This is a genomic window from Mediterraneibacter faecis (assembly GCF_055383675.1).
The window spans coordinates 2,039,552-2,065,697 of sequence record NZ_AP043803.1; the positions used below are offsets into that span (position 1 = coordinate 2,039,552).

Consider the following 26,146-nt stretch of genomic DNA (forward strand, 5'->3'; position numbering starts at 1 on the left):
TCTTAGATGAAACAAAAGAGAAAACAATTGCCGGAAAAACAACAACCGACAGATGGAAAGCTGCTTCAGTGGCACCCTGCATTTTATGCAGACTTACAGATTGAATTCAGAGAAGAAAAAGAAAAATTAAAGTTTGAGCGAGAGTATCTATTAAGTTCAAAGCCAATGGCAATTGATGTGTTGATTATTAAAAAGAAGAATGCGGAGCCGATCCATAAAAATATCGGAAAAATATTCCGCAAGTATAATATTATCGAATATAAATCACCATCCGATTCACTTTCTGTGGATGATTTCTATAAGGTATATGGATATACGAATTTTTATAAAGCAGATACAGGGAAGGTAAATGAAATTCCGATTCAGGAGCTGACGATCACCTTAGTGTCAAAACGATATCCAAGAGAACTGATCCGACATTTGAAAGAAGTACGCCACTACACTATTGATAATCCGGAAGAAGGGATTTATTATGTAATTGGAGATATCTTACCGATTCAGGTTCTTGTAACAAATCAGTTGTCACCGGAGAAAAATCTTTGGTTATATAGTTTGACAGATACCCTGAAAGATATGTCTGTTACCAGACAGCTTTTAGAGGATTATAAAAAGAACAAAGAAGATCAGCTGTATCAGGCTGTTATGGAGATCATAGTAAAAGCAAACGAGAATCGACTAAAGGAGGGAAAACAAGATATGTGTAATGCGTTATTAGAATTAATGAAAGATGAATTAGATGAAAAAAGAGAAGAAGGGATAAGAGAAGGCATAAAAGAAGGTATAAAAGAAGGGGAATCTTAAAATATACCCTATAAAGTGGACATGATAAGAAGAAGGGTTCCTGAAAAATGGACATAAGAAGAAGGGATAAAAACCCGGATTATGGACAGTAAAAGGTGGGGATTTCTTCTGGTAGATGATGTATAATAAAAATGTCTACTGGAGGGAATATGAGAGAATATACAGCGAAACAAATCAAAGAACTTAAAGCGAATCCTTATACATTAAAAGTAACCAAGAACAAGCTATATTTCACAATTAAATTCAAAGAAGATTTTTGGACCAGCTATCAGGCGGGAAATGCTCCTAGAAAAATCCTTAAAGATTTTGGGTATAATCTGGAATATTTTGAACAAAAGCAAATTGATAGTCTGGTACAAAGAATAAAACATCAGGCATTGTCAGGTAATGGTTTTACAGAAGGTGAAAATAGAAACAAAAGAATTCCTATGAAAGCAACCTCTGAAGAAGACATGTCGTCACCACAGTCTATAGAACGTATGCAAAATGAACTTTTATATCTGAGACAAGAAGTAGAATTTCTAAAAAAAATTATTATTGCGGACAATTCGAGAAAGAAAAAGTAATCATGGAAACAGCAGAAAATAAATTTGCAATCATCCATGAAACCCTTGGTAAAGCCAATAATACATTGTCGGTAAAAATGCTTTGTGAAATCGCTGGCGTTTCGAGATCTGGTTATTATAATTGGGTAAAAGCAGCAGATAAACGGAATGAAAAGGAAAGGCAGGACAGAGCTGATTTCGAACTGATCTTAATGGCTTATAGCTTCAGGGGATATGATAAAGGAGCCCAGGGAATATATATGAGATTGCTGCATATGGAACCACCTGTAATCATGAACGTCAAGAAAATAAGACGATTAATGAAAAAGTATGGACTTATATGCAGTATACGAAAAGCAAATCCTTACAGACGGATAGCAAAAGCAATAAAGACAAATAATGTTGCAGAGAATCTTGTAAAGCGGGAATTTGAGAAATATGGAGCAAGAAAGACACTGCTTACGGATATTACGTATATTCCATATGATGGGCGTTTCTGCTATTTGTCAACGATCATAGATGCTTTTACGAAGCAGATATTATCCTATGTGTTGAGTGAATCATTGGATGTTGATTTTGTACTTGAAACAGTGAATCGGATGGTTGAAAAACACGGAATTTCTCTTGCAACAGATACTATCATACATAGTGATCAGGGATGCCATTATACAAGCTGTAGCTTTATTCAATTGGTAAAGGATAAAGGGCTGAGACAGTCCATGTCCAGGAAAGGTAACTGCTGGGATAATGCACCGCAGGAAAGCTTCTTTGGACGTATGAAAGATCATATAGGAGAAAGAATACGAAAATGTACAACATATAAAGAAATACAAAACGTTATAGATGACTGGATGGATTATTATAATAATGACAGATATCAATGGAGGTTGGCCAGACTATCCCCCAATGAATACTACCAGTATATAATAACAGGTATATATCCGATAAAAGGGCGAGTCCCTTTAACAGATATAAAAGATGAAGAAGGTAAAGAAAGGTAATGATATAGCCATCTACTGGCCGGAAAATAAAAATCCCTTCTTCTTAATTTGTCCTTGACAAGGGGTACACTTTAAACAGGATTAATCAGCTGATTTTGAAATTGTCCGAACTAAACAGAACTGATGAGATTCTCAAGGCAGCTGCTGACAGGGAATATCAGAAGAAATTATTAAAAGAGTTTGGGCTTTAAAAAAGTCCAAACTCTAGGGATGGCACTACTTGCTGAAACTTTACATCCGTATCATCATGTTATAAACAAACAGACACAAGATTTTTGAACGTAGAAAAACAAAATACATTAAACCACACTTTGCTTTTGTTAAGGACATTTATTTCATACTCTCTAGCAACATGTAAAAAGAGCCTGACGATTAGTCGTCAAGCTCCATTTTTACTTTTGAAAACAATTCCTGTTACAAATACAATTGTGATTCTACAGATGCAGAACTCTCTCCTTGATCTCCTGCGTTCTTCCCTGATTCCAAAACTGTGTTCCGATATATCCGCAGGTACGTCTTGCAACATTCAGTGTATCCTGGTTGCGGTTTCCGCAATGTGGACACTCCCATACGAGCTTTCCTTCCTCATCTGTTATAATCTGGATCTCTCCGTCATATCCACATTCCTGACAGTAATCACTCTTTGTATTCAGCTCCGCATACATAATGTTGTCATAAATGAAACGGATGACCTGAAGTACGGCTGCAATGTTGTCTTTCATGTCCGGAACTTCTACATAGCTGATGGCTCCACCGGAAGAAAGTGCCTGGAACTGAGATTCAAACTTCAGTTTTGAGAAAGCATCAATCTCTTCTCCGACAAATACATGATAGCTGTTTGTAATATAACTCTTATCTGTAATTCCAGGAACAATGCCAAATCTCTTCTGCAGACATTTTGCGAACTTATAGGTTGTACTTTCAATCGGTGAACCATAGATACTGAAAGCAACGTTCGTCTCCTCTTTCCACTGGTTACATGCATCGTTCATGTGCTTCATAACATCCAGTGCAAATGGTGTAGCATCCGGATCTGTATGGGATTTTCCTGTCATATATTTCACACACTCGTAAAGTCCTGCATATCCAAGAGAAATCGTTGAATATCCTCCATAGAGAAGTTTATCAATCGGTTCTCCCTTCTTCAGGCGGGCAAGTGCTCCGAACTGCCACAGAATCGGTGCTGCGTCAGACAGTGTTCCTTTCAGACGGTTGTGTCTGCACATCAATGCGCGATAGCAAAGTTCCAGTCTGTCATCAAAGATCTTCCAGAACTTATCCATATCTCCACCGGAAGAAAGTGCAACATCAACAAGGTTGATCGTAACAACTCCCTGATTGAAACGTCCGTAGAACTTGTAGTTTCCGTTCTCGTCTTTCCATGGGCTTAAGCAGCTTCTGCATCCCATAACCGGGAAACAATTTCCTTCTTTAAGCTCTTTCATCTTTTTCTCGGAAATATAATCCGGAACAAGACGCTTTGCAGTACACTTTGCAGCAAGTTCTGTCAGATAATAATATTCGCTTCCTTCTTCGATATTATCTTCTTCCAGAACATAAATCAGTTTCGGGAATGCCGGTGTCACCCATACTCCGGCTTCATTCTTAACTCCCTGATAACGCTGACGAAGTGTCTCTTCGATAATCATCGCCAGGTCTTTCTTCTCTCTCTCGTTCTTTGCTTCATTCAGATACATGAAAACTGTAAGGAACGGTGCCTGTCCGTTAGTTGTCATCAGTGTGATCACCTGATATTCGATTGTCTGGACACCCTTTGTGATCTCTTTCTTCAGTCTTCTCTCTACGATCTCATTGAGCACATCTTCCGGATATTCCATTCCGACCAGCTCCTGCTCAGTGATCACTTCCTTACGGATCTTCTCTCTGGAAACATCTACAAACGGTGCTAGATGAGTAAGTGAGATACTCTGTCCACCATACTGGTTACTTGCAACCTGAGCAATGATCTGCGTTGCGATATTACATGCTGTAGAGAAGCTGTGTGGTTTTTCAATCATTGTACCGCTGATCACAGTTCCGTTCTGAAGCATGTCCTCAAGATTTACAAGATCACAATTGTGCATATGCTGTGCATAATAGTCAGAATCATGGAAGTGAATGATTCCTTCTCTGTCTGCCTCCACAATATCATGTGGGAGAAGCATTCTTGTTGTCAGGTCACGGCTGACCTCTCCTGCCATATAATCTCTCTGTACGCTATTGACTGCCGGGTTCTTGTTCGAGTTCTCCTGCTTTACATCCTCGTTGTTGTACTCAATCAGTGACAGAATACGATTGTCTGTTGTATTCGCCTTACGTACGAGGGATCTCTTATAACGATATCTTACATACTTACGTGCAAGTTCAAAAGCTCCGGTAGCCATAATCTGATTCTCTACCATATCCTGGATCTCTTCTACGGATACTGCACGATTCAACTTGTTACACTTAAATTCCACATATTCTGCGATATCTTCAATCTGGCTGTCTGTCAGCGTACGCTCCCCATTATCCTTATCCGCTTTCGTCACAGCAACCACGATTTTCTGTATATCAAATATCTCTTCCGACCCATTTCGCTTGATAATTTTCATTGATCAGTCTCCTCACTTTTCTTATTCTCGCACGATATCTTGTGTTTTATTCGTTTCTATCGTGCTGTCTGATACTTATTCTAATACAAAATATAGTATAATGCAATCCCTAAAACACAGTATCATGTATTTTCAGAACATCTGCTACATTTTTTGAGTTTTTCATTTAACTGATAATCTTTTCTCTATCTGTTATACAAAATCAAAACTGCCTATGAATTATCTGTCTACTCATTCTCCTTTCACACCTGTGGAAAAGGCAGCCAAACAGTCCTTATTCAAGGGCTTTGGCTGCCTTTTCTTTCGTTTTATTTCAGGTAATAATTCTATTTATTTTTCGAATTCACAGACAATTCGGTCAATTCTTTTTCTAATAAGATCCGTTATGTTTTGCATGGAAATCTCTTGTCTCTTTGACGATCACTCCGTTCAATGCAAGAAGTGCAATCAAGTTCGGGAATGCCATCAGTGCATTGAAGATATCCGCGATATTCCATACTGCTTTTACTGTCATATATGGTCCAATGAATACTGCAAGGATATACAGGATACGATATCCCATTACAACAGCCTTATTTCTGTTAAACAGGTATTCCACACATCTCTCGCCGTAATAGTTCCATCCGAGAATTGTTGTGAATGCAAAGAATACAAGACACAGCATCAGGGAGAACGTCGCTACAAACGGTGGGAATGGAAGTCCTTTCTGGAAAGCATCCATTGTGATTGCCACACCTTCAAGTTCCGGGTTCAGCCAGGAACCGGCGATCACGATAGAAAGTCCTGTCATTGTACAGATTACAATTGTATCAATAAATGTTCCTGTCATAGATACAAGGCCCTGACGAACCGGATCTTTTGTTCTTGCAGCAGCTGCTGCGATCGGTGCACTACCAAGTCCGGACTCGTTCGAGAAGATTCCTCTTGCAACACCTTTCTGCATTGCTACAAACATGGATCCAACAGCTCCTCCCGCAAGCGCACTTCCTGTAAATGCAGATTTCACGATAGAAGCCAGTGCTGCCGGAACAGCTGTGATATTTGTAATAATGATGATTACTGCAAGTCCTACATAAAGAACCGCCATAAATGGTACGATAATCTCAGATACTTTTGCAATTCTCTGGATTCCTCCAAGAACAACAAGACCTACACACACTGTCAGGAATAATCCTGCAACTACAGTCGCCCATGAATAATTTCCACCAAACAGTGAAACTGTATGTGCCATATCCGGATCAAAGAAGTTCTTAACCGCAGATGCGATACTATTCACCTGTGTAAATGTACCGATTCCAAAGAGACCAACTCCGGCTCCGAAGAATGCGAAAATCTTCGCAAGCCATGTCCACTTCTTACCCATTCCGTTTTCAATATAATAGAATGGTCCACCAAGTACATGCCCATCTTTATCAATTGTACGATATTTGATTGCCAGAAGACCTTCTGCGTATTTTGTCGCCATTCCAAAGAATGCCGCAATAACCATCCAGAACAACGCTCCCGGACCACCAAGTGCGATTGCTGTTGCAACACCTGTGATATTACCGGTTCCGATTGTTGCTGACAGAGCTGTACAAAGTGCTCCAAAGCTGGTCACTTCTCCGCTACCGTCTTCTTCATCTTTAAACATGAATTTGAAAGCTTTGCCAAGATGCCTGATCTGTACAAGACCAAGTCTGGCTGTTAGAAAGATACCTGTTGCCATGATGAGGCAGATTAACGGAAGCCCCCACACAGCATTGTCGATTGCAGTGATAATTTTGTCGATTTGTGCAAACATTTCTTTATTCCTCCATCCTTTTGCCTGAGAGACTCGCGGCATGTAACTGCATCCATGACCGCTTACACCTTCGGCGCTCTTTTTAAAGAGACTCTCCTGAGTATTGTTGTCATTTACGTCAGATGTAAATGACAACAAATTTTTCTCTTTCGTGCTTTAACACGATAGAAGTAAGAATAGCACTATGTTATAAGAAATGCAATATATTTCCGGCAGTTTTTTCAATTAAGATTACTAATATTCATTAATAAGATACTATTGTTTACTCTGCCAACTCTTTTCCTGCTGCCTTCAGCTCTTCCAGCACATCATCTTCTGGGGCATCATTTGCAATGATTCCTTCTTCACGGATCAACTGAGCTCCGGCATTTTTCATGCGATCTGCCCAATCTCTCATCCATTCTCCGTCTCCCCATCCATAAGAACCAAACAAAAGAATCTTCTTTCCTGAAACAAGAGATTCCAATTCTTCTACAAATGGCTCCATCTCAGATTCTTCGAGCACCTCGGCCCCCATCGCCGGGCATCCAAGCGCTAACGCATCTACCGCCGCCACTGTTTTTGCATCTGCATTTCCTACTTCCAGAAGTTCTGCTTCCTGACCTGCCGCTTTGATTCCTTCGACAACCGCCTCTGCCATTGCCTGTGTATTACCGGTTCCACTCCAATATACAACTGATATACTCATTTTATAAATTCCTCCACTTTCTTTGATTCAATGCGATTTCACGGATGTTTTTCCCATCCAGATACTCATTTACCGCGCAATCTTTTGCTCGGTCATATTCATGAAAAATCATTCTCGCTTTTTCAGGATTACTATATACTTTCCAGTATCCTGTCATAATAAAATCTTTGCCATCTTTTTCAATAAAGCTCTGCACATCTGCCGTCGGATATCCGAGAAAAGCTCCAATCTCATGTGGGAATCCAATTCCTTGTGCAGTACACTCGCAGATACGTTCTGACAGATGTGCCAGCATTTCCTCGATATTGCTTTCCTTATATCCGTATTGTCCGATCAGTTCGCGGAGTTTTGGCTGGTTCATATATTCTTCCAGCTCTTTGGGGCGATAGAAAAGGACAAGGCATTTCCCCTCTGAGCAGGATAATTTATAAAAATTGATCTCCATCCCGGAAAACATTTCTTCCAATTCAGAATATGATTCATTTTCCATTGAAATCAGGCCTGATACTTTAAGCCCTTTCAGAAAAGGCGCACACTGTAATATAACCTGAAACCCAAGCCTTACCTTCCGGTCTTTATTTTTTAGATAGTAGGATAATACTTCCGTCGGCATATCGTTCTCCTTAGCTTTATTTTGAGAATGGTTTTCATTCAATCATTATGTTAACATAAATGAAAATGATTTTCAATACAGTTTTTGAGAACTTTTCTCATTACCATGGTGGCATCTTACCACTCATTTCTTATGGTAATTCCGCATAAAACTTTTTCAAATTTTAACACTTTTTTAGTTGTTACTCACATATCTTTAGTGTATAATAAATTTATAAATATTTGAGAGGTGAGAAAATCTCAAACATTATACACACTTACATAAAGGAGAGATTCGCCATGGTAAATTTAATCACAGGCCCAAGAGGCAGCGGAAAAACACAGCAGATGATCGATCTTGCAAACGAGAAGGTTAAGACTTCTTCCGGTAATGTCGTATTTATTAAAAGGAGCAGCAAAGACACTTATTCTGTAGATTTCAATATCCGTGTCATCAAGATGGCTGATTATCCTGACATCCTTACCTTAGAAGAATTCGTAGGTTTCCTCTATGGTATGGCTGCTGGCAATCACGATATCGAGGCTGTTTTCATTGACAGTATCTTAAAGCAGGCTAATATCACATTAGAAAGTCTTCCGACATTTATCGAGAAATTAAATAAGATTTCCGAAGATGCCAAGATTGACTTCTACCTCAGCGTCAGCGCAGATAAAGCTGCGATTGCAGATGTTGACACACTTGGATGCACAGTTCTGTAAGCATTTACAGCGTAGTGTAACACAGGATTCGCCCTTCTGGGTCTGAATTAAATGTTTTCAGGAATCAAAAAAGAAGTACTTCCGTTCTCCGGTTGTACTTCTTTTTTTCGCTTCTTTCTCTTATTCTGTCTGTGCAGAATCCCCTGCCGTATCTTCTGCCTGCTCTTCTTTCGCAGCTTTTGTGCTGATCTGTTCACTCGCTTTTCCATTCAGGGAAAGAACTGTATCCACCTGCTCCCCCTTCTTATACTCAACTGTGACTTCATCTCCGACATTAAACCGGATAATATCAATAAAATCTACAACAGATACATCAAAGATCTCATCCGAACCTTCAAGCATGATATAATAATGAGAATCACCGTCTATAACGCCCTGGGCGATCTTTGTGATCTTAGCTGTCAGTGTCTCTACGGATCTTGTATCCTCAGCTTCTGTCTTGATCCCATTCTTATACATCAGATTAGTGTAAGACTCCTCGCATTCACTGACCGTATCTCCAATTGCAACAATCTGATATTTCTGCACATTTACCATCGCATACTTCTTCACCAGACCGGCATCATCCTTCAATGCAATGAAATAGGTCGGTTCACCGGAAATATTTAAAAGCAGTGGGAATGTTGCCGTATAGTGCAGATTCTGTACCTGCCCTTCTGCGGAAGACATCGCTGAACTCTCTGTTGCTCCTTCAATCTCATAGAACTTTGTCTCCATTGTTCTCTGATTCATCAGAACAAACCCTACATTCGACTGGTCTCCGGTAATCGAGGTAACACCTGTGTATACCCATACATCGTCATCGATTGCAAGATAATTGTATCCGTCAGTTGTATTCAGGCAGTCTTTCTGCCCCAATACACTATTAAAGAAACCATGTTTCAATGTTCCGTGATAATTATAAAGCTCAACTAACAGATCTGCGGAATATACTCTGTCAACCCACTGTGGGACATCCTCAACTGCATAATCCTTCGTTTCTCCTGTGATTGCATTGCAAAGTACAACTCTTCCGATTGTTGTTCCACCGAATAATCCGATATTGTATTTCTTCACCGGGCAGATCCAGTACGGAACCCCGTCTTCATCAATTTCAAAACTCAGATCATTAAAAATATAGGTCGGATAGTTAAATCTCAGATGACGGTAAATATTTCTGTTAAAATGATCACTTGTCGTGTACTTCATCCCTTCACTCAGTTTTACGAGTTCCGTATTCTGTGTTGCCATATCAATCTTGATATAGGCCGGGATTCCTTCTCTCATGTTCGTAAACCATTTGATCACGCTGGCATATTTCAAAGGAGAAACTCTCACCGGCTGATCCTGATAGTTGATCTGGGAATACAGTTCATCTACCTCGAACTGGGATACCATATCTACCATACTTCCCATCTTCCTGTCACCGAGAAGCTCTGCTGAATCCTTATCCAGCAATGGAATCTGATCAAAAGATAATTCTTCGATATCTTTCGTAAATTCTCCATTCTTCACCGTCAAAAGTTCCTGATACTTCTTCGCATTCACAATTGGAGAAGACAAAACTGATCCTGCCACATATGCGATCACAAGCACCGCAAGGATTCCAAGGATCACCTTTAATCCCTTTGACTCTTTCCAGTCGTAACGGTTTAAATTTTTCTTTCTGATAAATACCACAGCTGCCAGAATGACCAACACCACAAGATACATCCAGAATTCTGATGCATGAATATTGATCGCCGGGAGTGTCACATAGTAATAGATTCCAATCAACAGAATCACTCCTATGACAGCTGTCACTTTCATTTTAAATTTGTTCATCTCACCTCTTCCTTTCTTCAACAAGGTTCTTTCATTTTACCATAGAACAAAGAATGTGCCAAGGCACATTCTTGCGTCTGTGGCGGTCGCTTGCGACACCTAGCGGAGCGTTTTTATATATTAGGGAAGCTTTCCTAATATATAAAAATAAAATGTGCGAAAAAATCTGTTTCATTCCAATTTTCCCGCACATGATTAACAAAAAATCGTCTAGAATCTTCTTCTCCAGAGTTCCGGAGAAAGAAGAAGCAGGTATGGGAAGATCTCTAATCTTCCGATTAGCATATCAAAGCAGAATACCAGCTTGGATAATGCTGAGAATGGGTGAAAATTCATCACCGGACCAACCTTTGAAATACCTGGTCCTACATTGCTCATCGTAGTAAGTACGCCACTAAATGTTGTCGCAAAATCAAAATTATCAATAGAAACGAGTAAAATTGATACGATCAGAATCATAATGTAACACGTCAGATAGAGATTTACATTCTTCAATGTATCCTGTCCGATTTTTTTACCATTGACTTTAATGATCGTAACTGCATTTGGATGTAACATCTTACGTACTTCTCTGCGGATTGATTTCACGATGATCAATAAACGGCTTACTTTAATACCTCCTCCGGTGGATCCTGCACAGGCTCCCACAAACATAAGTGCCAATAATATTGATTTCGAGAGTTCCGGCCACTGGTCATAATCTGCGGTTGCAAATCCGGTTGTCGTAATGATCGAACCGACCTGGAAAGATGCATAACGGAATGCATGTGCAACCGTTCCATAAATCTTGAGGATATTTCCTGTGATTATAGCGATTGACACACCTACTATTCCAAGATATGCCCACAGCTCTTCATTTTTCAGAATGGATTTCCAGTCTTTGAGCAATATGAAAAAGTACAAGTTAAAGTTAATTCCAAACAAAATCATAAATACTGTGATCACACCATCAATATATGCACTGTCGTAGAAGCTGACGCTTGCAGCTCTATTAGAAAATCCTCCCGTTCCGGCAGTACTGAATGCATGTAAAAGTGCATCATACAGGTTCATTCCGCCAAAGAGCAGGAAAACCACTTCTGCTGCTGTCAGTACAAAGTACATTCCATACAAAATCCGTGCCGTATGTCTTGCCTTTGGTACAAGCTTATCCGCCTCCGGTCCCGGTACTTCCGCACGCATGAGCGGCATTGCATTCTCATCATCCAGAGATGTGAGCATCATAACAAATACAAGTACTCCCATACCACCGATCCAGTGTGTAAAGCTTCGCCAGAAGGAAATTCCCATTGGCAGAGCCTCGATATCTACCAGAATTGTAGACCCGGTTGTAGTGAAACCGGAAATTGTCTCAAAAAGTGCATCAATATAATATGGAATACTTCCCGAAATCACAAACGGAAGCGCTCCGAATGCGGACCATAAAATCCATGCAAGCCCAACAATAACAAAACCTTCTTTTCCGTAAATCTGCTTTGAAGCCGGAAGCTTCCTTCCGAACACCATATAAATTACGAGCAGGATTGCTGCTACAATCAGAAAAGAAATTACGCTTTTTTCATGATATATCAGGGAAACCAACGCTGGGATCAGCAGAAGTAATCCTTCGACTCCCATCATTTTCCCCAAAATATATACTATCATCTTCTTATTCATCGCGCTGCACCTACATTAAAATATCTTTAATATCTTCAATCTGTTTTTCCATCGTGATAATGATTACATTATCTCCTACCTGAATACAATCATCTCCGCTCGGAAGAATGATCTGGCGTTTTCTTGCAATACATGCAATCAGATTATTCGGTTTCAATGAGAGATTCTTCAATGGAATTCCTGTATAATTTGTCTCAGCCTTAACAATAAATTCCAGTGCTTCAACTTTGTCATCAACCAATTGATACATTGTCTCAACATTCGCACTTCCCTGAGAGTTTTTACGCGCTCTGACATAACTCATGATTGCGTCTGCTGTTGCTGTTTTAACAGAAACAATACTATCAATTCCAAAGTCTTCTACCATACGTGCACGTCTGTCTTCATTGACTTTCGTAACAATTTTGTCCACATTCTGACTCTTTGCAAAAAGAGAAAGTATAATGTTCTCTTCATCCATCCCTGTCAGGGCAACAAATGCATCCGCTTCATCAATCCCTTCTTCTACAAGAAGATCGTGATCTGTTGCATCTCCATTAATGATCGTTGCTTTTGGAAGTAATTCGCAGAGTTCTTCACATCTCTGGCGATTCTGTTCTATGATCTTTATCTGCATACCAAGTGTGCTAAGCTGAAGTGCAAGATAGTAACCAACTCTTCCGGCTCCACAAATAATGACTTTTTTGATTTTGTCCTTACGCTTTCCATTTGCTTTAAAAAATGCCTCTAAATCTTTATGAGATGCTGCAATATGCAGACGGTCTCCTGCACGCATCCTGTATTCTCCATCTGGAATGCAAACTTCTTCTCCGTGTTCCACTGCACAGACAAGCAGACGGATCTGGAACCGGTTATACATTTCCGCAAGGCTTAACCCTGCCAGGCTGCTTCCCTCCGCAACCGGTAATTCAATTAATTCTACACGTCCCTTCACAAAAGTCTCCACCTGACTCGCATCCGGGAAGAGCAGAAGTCTGCTAATCTCATCTGCCACGATAAGTTCCGGGTTTACAGCCATGCTAAGATGCAGATCTTCTTTCAGAAGTCCGATCTGACGATAATAAATCGGATTACGCACACGGGCAATCGTATGTTTTGCACCTAATTTTCTGGCGATCAGACAGCTTAACATATTGCATTCATCTGCTGATGTACAGGCAATCACCAGATCGGCATGCGCCACATCTGCCTGTTTAAGTACTTCTGCGTCTGCGCCATCTCCCGTCACGCAGGCAATATCCAGACGATCCATAGCAAATCTCAACTTATTTTCATTACTGTCAATCATTATAATGTCATATTTCTCGGCGGAAAGTTGCTTGGCAAGCTTGTAACCAACCTTTCCGTCACCGATAATAATAATCCTCATTTTCTTATCCCTCATATTATTATAATAATCTTATAACTGCTCTACACAGTCACTTTATGTCACTGTTCACAGGATTTCATAAACAACAACATACCTGTCTAATGCAGACAGGTAGATGAATTATAGCACCTTTGTTTTGAAAGTACAACCATATTCGCAAACTTGTGATTTTTTTGTAAAATACAATGTTACCGTTTTTTCTAAAACAAGCAATAAGAGCGTGCTATCCACTCCTTTTTATCAGCCGGATAACACACTCTTTATATTGCCTGAATCTTTAATTATGCTTCTTCTGCTCTTGCAGCAATTTCTTTCTCCTGTACATCAGATGGAGCCTGCTCATATCTTGCAAATGTATATTCGTAAGATCCTCTTCCACCTGTCATGGAGCGAAGTGTTGTGCAATAGCCAAACAGTCCTGTCATTGGAATATCTGCTTCAATAACCTGCTTTCCTCCGGCTACCGGTGTCATGCCAAGCACACGTCCTCTGCGTTTGTTCAGGTCTCCCATGATATCTCCTGTGTAATCATCCGGAACTGTAACTTTCAGGGATGCGATTGGTTCAAGAAGTACCGGAGATGCTTCCAGAAATCCTTTCTTGAATGCCTGGATCGTAGCTGTCTTAAATGCCATCTCCGAAGAGTCTACCGGATGATAGGATCCGTCGTATAAAGTAGCTTTCACACCAACTACCGGATATCCGGCAAGAGGTCCTTTCACTACAGATTCCTGCAGACCTTTCTCTACTGCCGGGAAATAGTTCTTCGGAACTGCTCCTCCAACAACACATTCTTCGAATACAAATGGAGTTTCGAGATCTCCTGATGGTTCGAATTTCATCTTAACATGTCCGTACTGTCCATGTCCGCCGCTCTGTTTCTTATACTTGGAATCAACGTCAGAATTCTTACGGATCGTCTCACGGAATGCAACTTTTGGTGTCTCCAGTGTGATCTCTACTTTATATCTTGCCGCCAGTTTACTTGCTACGATCTCAAGGTGCTGCTCACCCATTCCATAAAGAAGAGACTGTCTGTTCTCACTGTCATTCACAGCTTTCAATGTAACATCTTCTGCTGTCATTCTTGCAAGAGCCTGTGATACCTTATCTTCATCGCCTTTATTCTTTACGCGATACTTCATATATGTATATGGTACAGAATAATCTGTCTTTGCATAAGATACCGGTGTTCCCTTTACAGAAAGAGTATCTCCTGTTCTTGTATTTGTCAGTTTACCTATTGCTCCGATATCGCCTGCAAAAAGCTCTGTCACTTCGCTCGGCTTACTTCCGCACATGGTATAAAGTTTACCTGGTTTCTCTTCTGCGTCTGTGTCTGCATTATAAAGTACATCATCTCCTTTAAGTACTCCGGAGCATACCTTTACAAAAGAGTATTTTCCAATAAATGGATCCACCATTGTCTTAAATACATACGCTGATTTTGCTTTTGCGAAATCATAATTCGCTTCAAAGATCTCGTTTGTTCTGCGGTTGATTCCTGCACAGGTTCTCTTATCCGGACTCGGGAAGAAACGAACAATATCTGAAAGCAGGTTGGCTACTCCCTGTGCCTGGACATTGGATCCCATCGCAACCGGTACGATATCTCCATCCATTACTTCTGTTCTCATGGCTGCACGGATCTCTTCTACAGAGAATTCCTCACCATTAAAATAGCGCTCCATAAACTCTTCACTTGTCTCTGCTACAGCTTCCATAAGAGAATCTCTCAAAATCTCAAGGTTCGGCATACAGTAATCCGGAATCTCGCACTCTTCTCTCTGTCCAATGCCTGTATATCTTCTTCCGGCATTCTTAATAATATTAATGTATCCTACAAGTTTCTCGTTCTCACGGATCGGCTGGAAATGTGGTGCGATTTTCTTTCCATATCTCTCTGTCAGATCTGCTACTACCTGACGGAAACTTGCATCATCCACATCCATCTCTGTCACATAGATCATTCTCGGCAGATTATATTTGTCACAAAGCTCCCATGCTTTTTCCGTTCCAACCTGTACTCCTGCCTTACCAGATACTACGATAACCGCTGCATCTGCTGCACTGACTGCCTCTTCTACTTCTCCGACAAAATCAAAATATCCCGGTGTGTCAAGAATATTGATCTTCGCTTTCTCCCACTCGATCGGTACCAGACTTGTGCTGATTGAAAATCCACGTTTCTGCTCCTCTTTATCAAAATCGCTCACCGTATTGGATTCGGAAATCTTTCCCATACGATTCGTTGCACCTGATACGTAGAGCATCGCCTCTGCAAGACTTGTCTTTCCGCTTCCACCATGACCAAGTAATACCACATTTCTGATTTCATCTGTTCTGTAAACCTTCATACTGCTGCCTCCTTGTTATGTAGCTATTATGCACATCGTTTTTTGTCGTCGATATACATACCATGGGTATATTGTACTAAATATTCTGATTAATTACAACTATTTTTTACATTTTATACAATTTTAACTTTTATCCACAAAGTTATCTGGTCAAAGATTAGAAGCAGAGGCATTTGTGAATAATAATTTACTTTTACAGAGCAAAGTGTTAAAATACGAATATATGTTTCTTACTGATTTAAGATTTCTGAACAGTAAGATATGTTTTGCACAACAACAGAAAGGATTTTACAACTATGAATGCTAAAAAAATTGGATTTATCGGACTTGGACTTATCGGCGGCTCTATTGCAAAGGCAATCCGCCAGTATTATCCGGATTACGACATCATCGCATTCGATAAAAATAAAGAATCCCTTGCACTGGCAATCCAGGAAGGCACGATTCATACTTCCTGTTCATCCATTGATGACAATTTCAGGGGATGTAACTACATTTTCCTCTGTGCACCGGTCACTTACAATGCTGCCTATCTTTCCCAGCTGAAAGATCTCCTGGATGAAAACTGTATTCTCACAGATGTCGGAAGCGTGAAGACTTCCATCCACGAAGAGGTAATTCGTCTGGATATGGAAGCAAATTTCATTGGCGGACATCCGATGGCTGGTTCTGAGAAGAGCGGATTTATGAATTCCAAAGCTCATTTGATTGAAAATGCATACTATATCCTGACTCCTTCTGCTAAAGTAGCGGAAGAAAAAGTGGATGCTTACAAAGACTTTGTTTCATCTCTAAAAGCTCTTCCTGTTATTCTGGATTACCACGAGCACGATCATATTACCGGAACGATCAGCCACCTGCCGCATATTATTGCATCCACACTTGTGAATTTTGTACATGATACGGATTCGAAGGAAGGGATGATGAAAGCGTTGGCCGCAGGGGGATTTAAAGATATTACGAGAATTGCTTCTTCCTCCCCGGTCATGTGGCAGCAGATCTGTCTGAAAAACAGTGAGAACATCTCCCAGATCTTAGGTGAATATATTGAAGCTCTTTCACATGCAAAGAATCTTGTGGATGAAGGAAATGAACCTGCCCTGTACGCTCTGTTTGAGAATTCCAAAGATTACAGGAACTCCATGCCGAACGGATCTGCAGGACCGATCAAAAAGCAGTTTGCACTTTATTGTGATATCATCGATGAAACAGGTGGAATTGCTACGATTGCCACAATTCTTGCAAGTAATAATATCAGTATCAAGAATATCGGAATCATCCACAACCGTGAATTCGAGGAAGGAGTTCTTCGTATTGAATTTTATGATGAAGATTCTGCAAACAGAGCTTCTGTACTTTTGCAGAAATACCGCTATGTCATTTATGAAGTCTGATAGCAGAAATGAGGAATAAGATTATGGAATTATGTAATATTACAGGATTAAAAGGAAAAGTTACAATACCGGGAGACAAATCCATCTCCCACCGCTGCATTATGTTCGGCTCAATTGCAAACGGAACGACGCAGATCCACAACTTTCTCTCTGGTGCCGACTGTCTCGCGACTATCCGTTGTTTCAGAGAGCTTGGTATTGAGATTGAAGTTGAGAGCGATTATTCTTCCGTTATCGTACACGGAAAGGGATTGCATGGACTGAGTGCTCCGGAGAAGATCCTTGATGTGGAAAACAGCGGAACAACAACGAGACTGATTTCCGGTATTCTCGCCGGACAGCCGTTTGACTCTAAATTGTCCGGAGATGAATCACTGAACTCCCGCCCAATGAAAAGAATCATTGAACCATTGACACAGATGGGCGCACATATTTCCAGTATTCTCCGCAATGGATGTGCCCCGCTTTATATTACCCCTGCGCAGCTTCATGGAATCCATTATGATTCGCCGGTTGCCAGTGCGCAGGTAAAATCTTGTCTGCTGCTCGCCGGTCTTTACGCAGATGGAGAGACCTCTGTCACAGAACCGAGTCTTTCCAGAAACCATACAGAATTAATGCTGAAAGAATTCGGTGCAAATATCCGCTCTACTTTTGAGATTGGTTCTTCCAAAGCAACCGCTATCATCCGTCCTTGTGAAGAACTTTACGGACAGAAAATCACAGTTCCGGGAGACATCTCTTCCGCTGCTTATTTCATTGCTGCCGGACTGATCGTCCCTGATTCTGAAATTCTTGTAGAAAATGTAGGAATCAACCCGACACGTGCAGGAATCTTGAGAGTATGTGAAGATATGGGTGGTGATATCACCCTCCTTAACGAACGTACAGAAGGTGGGGAAAGAATTGCAGATGTTCTTGTCCGCACAAGTAGACTGCATGGAACTACAATCGAAGGGGACATCATCCCAACTTTGATCGATGAGATTCCGGTTATTGCGGTCATGGCAGCTGTAGCAGAAGGAACAACCGTAATCAAAGATGCTGCTGAACTGAAAGTCAAGGAAACAGATCGTATTGAGACTGTAACAGATAATCTGAAAGCAATGGGCTGTGATGTAACACCTACTGAAGACGGAATGATCATCAATGGCGGAAGACCTCTTCATGGTGCTTCTATTCATACTTTGTTAGACCACAGAATTGCAATGGCATTCAGTATTGCTGCACTTGTTGCAGAAGGTACTACAAAGATTCTTGACAGTAAATGCGTAGATGTGTCTTACCCAACATTTTATGACACCTTTGAGCAACTGCTCTAAAAGAGTTGCTCAGACATTTTTCAACCACAAAGAGCTGAACAGAAGTTTTCAATATACTTCTGTCCAGCTCTTGATTTTTTCTATTTTTATTTTGATATCTTTCTGACGTCATTCAATCCCATTTACAGGAATGCATATTTCAAAACAAACAGAATTGCTAAAATATACATCAGAAGACTTAGTTTCTTCTCTTTTGCTTTTCCTGTTAACAGATTCAGAACCACATATGTGATGATTCCCATTGAGATTCCTTCTGAAATACTATAGAAGAATGGCATTGCAATGATACATACATAGCAAGGAATTGCTTCTGACAAATCATTGAAATCAATGTTTGTAATATTCGTCAGCATGTAAAGTCCTACAATGATCAGTGCCGGTGCTGTAGCAAATGCCGGAATTGCAAGGAAAATTGGTGACAGGAACAATGCAAGACCAAACAAGATTGCTGTTGTCACTGCTGTAAGACCTGTTCTTCCTCCCTCAGATACTCCTGAAGCACTCTCTACGAATGTTGTAGTTGTTGATGTTCCAAGAACAGCTCCCGCTGTTGTTGCAAGTGCATCTGCAAGAAGCGCTCCTTTGATCTTTGGAAGTTTTCCTTCTTCGTCAAGCATTCCTGCCTTTGAAGAAACTCCTACAAGTGTTCCGATCGTATCAAACAGATCGACAAATAAGAACGCACAAAGGATTACAACAAAGTCCAAAGTAAAGATTCCCTTAAACTGAAGTTTACAGAAAATCGGTGTAATACTTGGAATAGATAATCCGTGACTGAAATCCGGAAGCAGGCTGAAGCATCCAACTTCTGCATTCGGAACATAAATTCCTGCGAACTGACAAACAATACCGATTGCCCATGTGATCAAAATACCCCAAAGAATATTTCCTTTCACATTCTTGATTACAAGAATTCCAGTGATCAAAATTCCAACAAGCGCAAGAATAACTGTGATTCCGATATCGTTCATTGTTGCACTCACACCATTCAGCTGATTATATCCATCTAAAGAGAACAATTCAACTAATGTAGCACCACCCATAACGATATGTGCATTCTGGAGACCTACAAATGCGATAAATAATCCGATTCCTACACTAACTGCAGATTTCAGATTCTTCGGAATTGCATTAAAGATTGCCTCACGTACATTTGTTACAGACAGAAGGATAAAGATAATACCTTCTGCAAATACTGCAGTCAATGCATATTCCCAACTGTATCCCATACCGATAACAACTGTATAGGCAAAGTATGCATTCAGTCCCATTCCCGGTGCCAGTGCAAATGGATAATTCGCAAGTGCAGCCATGAGAAGTGTTCCTATAAATGCAGCTAATGCTGTTGCAGTAAATACTGCACCTGAATCCATTCCTGCTGCTGACAGGATACTCGGATTCACCGCCAGGATATACGCCATAGTCATGAATGTCGTAATTCCGGCAAGAATTTCTGTTTTTACATCTGTTTTGTTTTCTGAAAGCTTAAACATTTTTTCTAACATTTCGCCCTCTCCTTTCCCTCTGGTTCCTTTTCATAACCTCGGATATTGTAACATATTTCTTCACACTTTACATCAAAAAGGCTTATCACCTTTTATCATAACTGGTAATAAGCCTTTTTAATAATTCGATTAATTCTCTTTTTCATTCAATTCAGCAAGCATCTCACAAACTCTTTTTCCATTGATCGGATGACGCTTATACGGAGCGATCTCTCCCAACGGCTCCAGCACGAATTTTCTCTTGTGCATCTCTACATGCGGAATACACAAATCCGCCTCTTCAAGAACAAGATCGTCATAAAAAATAATATCCAGATCTAATGTTCTCGGACCCCAGTGAATGATTCGCTCTCTTCCTGCTTCTTTCTCAATTCTGTTCAATTCAGCTAAAAGCTCATATGGATAAAGTAGCGTGCGAAGTTTCAGACAGCCGTTCAGGAAATCCGGCTGATCCGTCACTCCGTAGGGAGGTGTCACAAGATATTCAGATACGACCTCAACTTTACTTGTCGGAAGTTCATTCAATGCCTTTACTGCATTATCCAGATACATCTTACTGTCCCCAATGTTAGATCCTAACGCAATGTATGCTGTGTGCCATCCACGCTCTATCTTCACGCTGACTGTTTTCAACGGAAGTCTTACAGGCGCCCATGGTTTCTTGATCTCTATAGATATTTTTTCTATTCTGTCCCACTCAAGAAGCAACGCTTCAGCCAGTTCTTCCGCTGCACGTTCTAATAACTGATAGGTATTTTTCTGTAAAAATTCAGTAATAAATGCACTAACTTCTCCGTAGTGGATGGACGCTGTCAGATCATCTGTTTTTCCCGCCATCCTGGTATCTGTAAAAAGCACTGCTGAGACAACAAACTTCTGTCCTAACGTATTTTCCTCCGGAAACACCCCATGATTTGCAAACACTTCCAGATCTTCAATTCTGATTTCATCGAACTTCTTCTGCATCTGTCCTCTATACCTCATGTTCTCTCATTAATGCTCTTGTCATACGGATTGCTCTCTTATTTTTCTCCACATCATGAACACGGACAAATGCACAACCCTTCTGCACTCCGTAAACTGTTGTAACCATCGTTCCCTCTTCACGTTCTTCTACCGGAAGATCCAGTGTCAGACCAATCACTGATTTTCTTGAAGTTCCAAGAAGTACCGGATATCCAAGTTCTTTCATAATTTCAAGTTTATCAATAATTTCAAGATTCATCTCGTATGTCTTGCCAAATCCAACGCCTGGATCAAGAATGATCTTATCATCCGCAATTCCTGCATTCTTTGCAAGCTCCACACATTCTCTCATATCCTCCATAAAATCTGTAAGGAACTCCTGATATTCTGTATTGTCACGATTGTGCATCAGACAGCAGGCTACTCCTGTTCTTGCGATCAATCCTGCCATCTCCGGATCATATTTCAATCCCCAGATATCATTTACAAGATCTGCGCCCGCCTCGATTGCCGCTGCTGCAACTGCACTTTTATAAGTATCGATCGATACCGGAATATCAAACTCTTCTTTCAGTTTCTTGATAACCGGAACAACACGAGCAATTTCTTCCTCTTCTGTAATCTGTACATGTCCCGGACGAGTTGATTCTCCACCGACATCAATGATGTCCACGCCTTCCTGAATCATCTGCTTCGCATGTTCGATCGCACGATCCAGTCCGTCGTATCTTCCTCCGTCAGAAAAGGAATCCGGTGTTACATTCAGAATTCCCATGATATAGGTATTTTTTTTCAGGTCAAATTCTTTTCCGCCAATTCTCATATCTCTATCTCCATATTCTTCTCTTCTTCCGTCCAGTTACACTGTTTCTGTGCCGGACAGGAATGGCACATACGCGAGCGTTTATCACTATCATAAAACAATTCCTCAATCGGTTCCATTCCCTCATGTTTTCTGCGATGACCACGGATAGCCAAAAGAATCTGCTGCTGTTCCTCTTCTGTAAACTGTGCATCTTCAGGTAATGTTGTTAAAATCTCTTTTGCAATCTTTTCTCCAGCTACTTCATGCGGAATTGTCCATTTATATTGAAATGATTTTCCAATGTCATGAAGTACTGCTGCCGTATAGATCACATCTTTCTCAAACCCAAGGTTCTCTTCCAGATTTTTAATATATGCGATCCTTGCTACATCCAGAAGATGTGTCATCTGATGACAGCAAAAGATACGCTCCTTCTCTAACCGCTTGATTCTTCCATAATAATCCTGATAGATCCAGTGATGGACCACTTCATTTAACCGATACATATTTTCCTGTTTCAAGTCTGTTCACTTCTTTTCCTTTACGTATTCTTTATCTTCCAAGCATACGGAAGAATCTTTCTTCTAATGTCGGGTCTGTCTCAAACACACCTCTCCGTGCCAATGTAACTGTCTGACTTCCCGGTTTCTTGATTCCGCGCATTGTCATACACATATGCTCTGCTTCCACCATAACGAGAGCTCCCTTCGGCTGCATATACTCCATCAATGCGTCTGCAATCTGTCCTGTCAGCTGCTCCTGGAGCTGAAGTCTTCTTGCAAATACTTCTACCGTACGCGCCAGCTTACTCAGTCCTACCACCTTACCATCCGGAATATAGGCAATATGGGCTTTTCCATAAAAAGGCAGTAAATGATGCTCACAGGTTGAATAGAATGTAATATCTTTCTCTATCACCATCTCACTGCTTTCTACCGTAAATGTCTTCATAAGATGAACTCCCGCATCTTCTTCCATTCCACCATATATCTCTTCATACATTCTGGCGATCCTGTCAGGTGTATCTATAAGACCTTCGCGGTTCACATCTTCACCGATTCCTTCCAACAAAAGACGGACTGCCTGTTCTACTTTTTCATGATCTATCATTTTATATTTCTCTCCTATATCTCACTGCCGGTTATTCAACACGATCCGCTGAACCTCCCCAAGATAAGACAGGGATCCGCATGCAAGAATCACAGTTTTCTGCGCAATATCCTTGCCTTGGGTCATTGCCTCTTTACTTGCATCCTCAACAGCTGTTCGGATGGTCTGTTCAGCTTTCACTTTCTGACAATGTTTCTTCACTACTTCTGCCAGCTTTTCTGCCGGAAGCGTCCTCTCCTTATTTGGAAGACTAACAGTATATATACTTTCTGCCAACGGGCAAAGAATAGATGTGATTTTCTCATATTCTTTATCTTTAAAGACTCCCATGATAAAGATTTTCTTATAATCCGAAAAATAACGTTCTACCGTCACTTTCAGCTTTAATGCTGCGTCTTCATTATGCGCTCCGTCTACGAAAAATAACGGGGACTCTGACAGGCAGGTAAATCGTCCTGTCCATCTCGTCTTTGAAAGCCCCTCTCGCACCTGCGCTTCTGTAATTCGATACCCCAATCTGTTCAGACAGCGGATAACTTCGAGCGCTGTTGCAAGATTCTCTCTCTGGCACTGGCCTGCAAGCGGACTATGCATCTTTTCATATTCTTTATAAGAAAATGTAATTCCGTGGTAGGAATCTTCAAAAATCATCATCTGTTCAGGCTGCGCTTCTGTGAAAGGACATCCTTTTTCTTCTGCAGTTTTTTTCAGAATCTCCCGGACATTTTCTTTCTGCTTCGCAGATACTACTGCACATCCAGGCTTAATGATTCCAGCCTTGTTCTGCGCAATCTCTTCCAACGAATCTCCGATCACACCAAGATGATCCACACTGATCGTTGCAAATGCTGCACACACCGGTGCTCCGATGATGTTCGTCGCATCCAGAATTCCTCCCAGACCGGACTCCAGTACGACCAGATCACATTTTTTCTTCTTAAAATACAGAAAAGCTATTGCCGTTTCTGCTTCAAAGACTGTCGGAGATTCCTCTCCGGCCGCCTCCATCCGGGCAATAGCTTCTTTTACATTCTCTGTCAATTCTGCAAATTCATCTTCCGGAATCCATGTTCCGTCAATCTGAATCCGCTCCAGATAAGAGATTACTGTCGGTGAGACATAGCGCCCGGTTCTGTATCCTGCCTCACTTAATATTGTTGAAGTGTATGCAAGCACAGATCCCTTGCCATTCGTTCCTGCAATGTGTATAAACTTTAAGTCATCCTGTGGATTCCCAAGCTCACGCAACAGACCTCGAATCGTATCTAAGCCAAGTACACTTCCGTATTTCGACATCTCGTCCAAATATACCCTTGCTTCTTTATAGGTCACGTTTTGTTCCCTCTCTATTCTTTTTTCTAATCAAACAGTCTTATAATACCACTATTCTATCTTTCTAACAAGTTCTAACAAAGTTTTTTTGCATCTGTTTTACATCTGATATAATAAAGCATTGCAAATACATGCGGCAATATTGCTTCCACCTTTTCTTCCCCGTGCCACGATCGACGGTGTATCTTCCAGACTTAAGATCAGTTCCTTTGACTGCACGACATTTACAAACCCTACCGGAACTGCAATGATTAATTCCGGATTAATCTTTCCTTCTTTGATCAACTCATAAAGCCGTACTAAAGCTGTCGGTGCATTTCCAACTGCAAAGATAGCCTCTCTTCCCAGTGCAGCTGCCTTATCCATACTTGCCACCGCTCTTGTTGTGCCATTCTTTTTCGCCATCTCTGCCACATCTTCATCCGACATAAAACAAAGCACTTCACTGTCATACTCTGCCAGACGTTTCTTATTAATTCCTGCTTTTCCCATCTGTGTATCTGTAATAATCGGCACACCTCTGCGGATAGCATCCTTTGCTTTCTCCACAACACCTTCTGTAAAAACAAGACTGTCCGCATACTCAAAATCAGCGCTTGTGTGAATACAGCGTTTCACGATCAGTTCTGTCTCCGGACAGAGAATCTTTCCCATCTCTTTTAATTCTTCTGTTATAATCTCAAAACTTCTCTTCTCTATTTCAGAAGGAAGTACCTGTTCTATCTCTGAAAGCATCTCTAATTTCCTTTCACTTTATTCTCTGCGGAATCCCACACACAACACGTTCTACACAATCTGCCTGTTCTGCAAGTTCCGTCATGACACGCCCGTGAAATTCCCTGTATTCTCTTTCAAAATCATCGATAGGTACAAGACCGTATCCTATCTCGTCACTAATTAATAATTGAAGGCTTCTATTGTTCTCAAGTATCGTCAGTAACGCTTCCTTTGTTCTTCCTTCTGAAAGCCAGCGTCTTGTAAAAGAATTGAATTTATTGATTGCCACACAATTTTCAATCTCATCCAGCGGACAATTGAATCCGTCTGTCAGCCCAAGTCCCGGATAAATTTTCGTTGCATACTGTGTTTTTCCCTGAAATGCACCACCTATAATTATATGAGCTCTATTTTCTTTCTGACACATCACAAACTCTCCTGATTTGTTACTGTCCACGCCCGGTTTTTCTGTTCTATTGACCATCGTATCCGTTTCCTTTTTCTGCTGTGCAATTCCATAAATGACTTCTGTCACCTGATCTGCCATCGCTGCAATTTCACAGTTAATCCTGCCAAGAATCCTTTTGTATTCTTTCATCTCCGGCGAATCCGGAACCGATTCAGAAAACACTTCATTTGTCACAATCACCAGATTCGAACACTGTTGATTCAATTTTCGGATTCCTTCCAGAATGGCTTGATCTGCATGACATCCTGCACCGGATTCCATATACATTTCATTTGCCACGAGATTCGACATACATTCGAGAAGCACATCTGAGCCTTGTAATGATCCCTCTTCCAAATGTAGCTTAAGTCCTGTATACCACTCTAATGTCTCAAATCCTTTCCCTTTACGAAGCATCCGATGTCTCTCAATCTTCTTTTCTGTCTCTTCCCCATAAGGATACATGGTTGCAATATAAAAGAGAGGCTTCGGATCCTGCCTGTTCCATTCACAGATCCGGCTTTCCGCATAAGCTGATTTTCCGCTTCCGCTGCCTCCTGTTACTAACTCAAGCATTCTCCTTCACCTCTCCCTGAATTTATCAATTCAACCTGATTATAAACAAAGTATAGCATATAA

Annotated in this window: 22 protein-coding genes and 1 riboswitch; of the genes, 6 read left to right on the forward strand and 16 right to left on the reverse strand. The window is 40.8% G+C overall.

All coding sequences use genetic code 11. The annotated features are described in order from the left end of the window. Positions 1–6: 6 nt before the first annotated feature. The 3 genes from ACZ47Z_RS09650 to ACZ47Z_RS09660 all read left to right on the forward strand — a co-directional run bounded on the left by ACZ47Z_RS09650 (position 7) and on the right by ACZ47Z_RS09660 (position 2,347). On the forward strand, positions 7–801 hold the full coding sequence (locus tag ACZ47Z_RS09650) for a hypothetical protein (RefSeq protein ID WP_054753893.1): 795 nt from the start codon (positions 7–9) through the stop codon (positions 799–801). Positions 802–950: 149 nt separating this feature from the next. Further along, the gene (locus tag ACZ47Z_RS09655; RefSeq protein ID WP_054754429.1) at positions 951–1,367 is read left to right on the forward strand and encodes an HTH domain-containing protein; all 417 of its coding nucleotides are present in this window, start codon (positions 951–953) and stop codon (positions 1,365–1,367) included. A gap of 2 nt (positions 1,368–1,369) precedes the next feature. Next, complete coding sequence (locus ACZ47Z_RS09660; protein WP_464525479.1) at positions 1,370–2,347, forward strand: IS3 family transposase; 978 nt, start codon at positions 1,370–1,372, stop codon at positions 2,345–2,347. Positions 2,348–2,781: 434 nt separating this feature from the next. Here the strand turns inward: ACZ47Z_RS09660 and nrdD are convergent, their stop codons facing one another. From nrdD to ACZ47Z_RS09680, 4 genes are all read right to left on the reverse strand, one after another. After that, a complete protein-coding gene (gene nrdD / locus ACZ47Z_RS09665) occupies positions 2,782–4,941 on the reverse strand; it encodes an anaerobic ribonucleoside-triphosphate reductase (RefSeq protein ID WP_464525527.1) in 2,160 nt (719 codons plus the stop codon). A gap of 370 nt (positions 4,942–5,311) precedes the next feature. Further along, positions 5,312–6,724, reverse strand: coding sequence for an alanine/glycine:cation symporter family protein (locus ACZ47Z_RS09670; RefSeq protein ID WP_118173980.1), 1,413 nt, complete (start codon positions 6,722–6,724; stop codon positions 5,312–5,314). 2 nt (positions 6,725–6,726) lie between these two features. Further along, positions 6,727–6,833, reverse strand: a riboswitch (glycine riboswitch). Between the two features lie 153 nt (positions 6,834–6,986). Continuing rightward, positions 6,987–7,412 carry a flavodoxin gene (locus ACZ47Z_RS09675; protein ID WP_118173981.1) on the reverse strand — a complete coding sequence of 142 codons (426 nt, stop codon included), beginning with the start codon at positions 7,410–7,412 and terminating at the stop codon, positions 6,987–6,989. A gap of 1 nt (position 7,413) precedes the next feature. After that, the gene (locus ACZ47Z_RS09680; RefSeq protein WP_464525528.1) at positions 7,414–8,025 is read right to left on the reverse strand and encodes a DUF3793 family protein; all 612 of its coding nucleotides are present in this window, start codon (positions 8,023–8,025) and stop codon (positions 7,414–7,416) included. A gap of 278 nt (positions 8,026–8,303) precedes the next feature. Between ACZ47Z_RS09680 and ACZ47Z_RS09685 the strand changes: the two genes are divergently transcribed. Then, positions 8,304–8,723, forward strand: a complete 420-nt coding sequence (locus tag ACZ47Z_RS09685) for a hypothetical protein (RefSeq protein WP_054753565.1) — start codon at positions 8,304–8,306, stop codon at positions 8,721–8,723. A 120-nt stretch (positions 8,724–8,843) separates the two neighbouring features. Here ACZ47Z_RS09685 and ACZ47Z_RS09690 read toward each other — a convergent pair whose 3' ends face one another. The 4 genes from ACZ47Z_RS09690 to ACZ47Z_RS09705 all read right to left on the reverse strand — a co-directional run bounded on the left by ACZ47Z_RS09690 (position 8,844) and on the right by ACZ47Z_RS09705 (position 15,908). Beyond that, positions 8,844–10,526, reverse strand: a complete 1,683-nt coding sequence (locus ACZ47Z_RS09690; RefSeq protein WP_055170889.1) for a hypothetical protein — start codon at positions 10,524–10,526, stop codon at positions 8,844–8,846. Between the two features lie 210 nt (positions 10,527–10,736). Further along, entirely contained in the window at positions 10,737–12,182 is a 1,446-nt protein-coding gene (locus ACZ47Z_RS09695; RefSeq protein WP_054753563.1) for a TrkH family potassium uptake protein, read from the reverse strand. A gap of 10 nt (positions 12,183–12,192) precedes the next feature. Further along, the gene (gene trkA / locus ACZ47Z_RS09700; protein ID WP_464525529.1) at positions 12,193–13,551 is read right to left on the reverse strand and encodes a Trk system potassium transporter TrkA; all 1,359 of its coding nucleotides are present in this window, start codon (positions 13,549–13,551) and stop codon (positions 12,193–12,195) included. A 281-nt stretch (positions 13,552–13,832) separates the two neighbouring features. Then, entirely contained in the window at positions 13,833–15,908 is a 2,076-nt protein-coding gene (locus ACZ47Z_RS09705) for an elongation factor G (RefSeq protein WP_054753561.1), read from the reverse strand. A gap of 296 nt (positions 15,909–16,204) precedes the next feature. Here ACZ47Z_RS09705 and ACZ47Z_RS09710 point away from each other — a divergent pair, with 296 nt between their 5' ends. After that, positions 16,205–17,302 carry a prephenate dehydrogenase gene (locus tag ACZ47Z_RS09710; protein ID WP_117890097.1) on the forward strand — a complete coding sequence of 366 codons (1,098 nt, stop codon included), beginning with the start codon at positions 16,205–16,207 and terminating at the stop codon, positions 17,300–17,302. A gap of 23 nt (positions 17,303–17,325) precedes the next feature. Continuing rightward, positions 17,326–18,624, forward strand: coding sequence for a 3-phosphoshikimate 1-carboxyvinyltransferase (gene aroA / locus ACZ47Z_RS09715; protein WP_117539375.1), 1,299 nt, complete (start codon positions 17,326–17,328; stop codon positions 18,622–18,624). Between the two features lie 122 nt (positions 18,625–18,746). Here aroA and ACZ47Z_RS09720 read toward each other — a convergent pair whose 3' ends face one another. The 8 genes from ACZ47Z_RS09720 to ACZ47Z_RS09755 all read right to left on the reverse strand — a co-directional run bounded on the left by ACZ47Z_RS09720 (position 18,747) and on the right by ACZ47Z_RS09755 (position 26,083). Further along, on the reverse strand, positions 18,747–20,129 hold the full coding sequence (locus tag ACZ47Z_RS09720) for an NCS2 family permease (RefSeq protein WP_054753557.1): 1,383 nt from the start codon (positions 20,127–20,129) through the stop codon (positions 18,747–18,749). 129 nt (positions 20,130–20,258) lie between these two features. Then, positions 20,259–21,095 carry a 2-amino-4-hydroxy-6-hydroxymethyldihydropteridine diphosphokinase gene (folK, locus tag ACZ47Z_RS09725; protein ID WP_270840849.1) on the reverse strand — a complete coding sequence of 279 codons (837 nt, stop codon included), beginning with the start codon at positions 21,093–21,095 and terminating at the stop codon, positions 20,259–20,261. Positions 21,096–21,102: 7 nt separating this feature from the next. Further along, positions 21,103–21,918: a dihydropteroate synthase gene (folP, locus tag ACZ47Z_RS09730; RefSeq protein ID WP_117890101.1), complete on the reverse strand. Its 816-nt coding sequence runs from the start codon at positions 21,916–21,918 to the stop codon at positions 21,103–21,105. Next, on the reverse strand, positions 21,915–22,406 hold the full coding sequence (locus ACZ47Z_RS09735) for an HD domain-containing protein (protein WP_054753579.1): 492 nt from the start codon (positions 22,404–22,406) through the stop codon (positions 21,915–21,917). The genes folP and ACZ47Z_RS09735 overlap by 4 nt, the downstream gene beginning before the upstream one ends. Before the next feature lie 46 nt (positions 22,407–22,452). Beyond that, a complete protein-coding gene (gene folE / locus ACZ47Z_RS09740) occupies positions 22,453–23,010 on the reverse strand; it encodes a GTP cyclohydrolase I FolE (protein WP_015527868.1) in 558 nt (185 codons plus the stop codon). Positions 23,011–23,031: 21 nt separating this feature from the next. Beyond that, entirely contained in the window at positions 23,032–24,342 is a 1,311-nt protein-coding gene (locus ACZ47Z_RS09745) for a bifunctional folylpolyglutamate synthase/dihydrofolate synthase (protein WP_242999464.1), read from the reverse strand. Between the two features lie 99 nt (positions 24,343–24,441). Further along, positions 24,442–25,077: a precorrin-8X methylmutase gene (locus tag ACZ47Z_RS09750; protein WP_412309241.1), complete on the reverse strand. Its 636-nt coding sequence runs from the start codon at positions 25,075–25,077 to the stop codon at positions 24,442–24,444. A 13-nt stretch (positions 25,078–25,090) separates the two neighbouring features. Beyond that, positions 25,091–26,083, reverse strand: coding sequence for a bifunctional adenosylcobinamide kinase/adenosylcobinamide-phosphate guanylyltransferase (locus ACZ47Z_RS09755; protein WP_054753551.1), 993 nt, complete (start codon positions 26,081–26,083; stop codon positions 25,091–25,093). Positions 26,084–26,146: the final 63 nt, after the last annotated feature.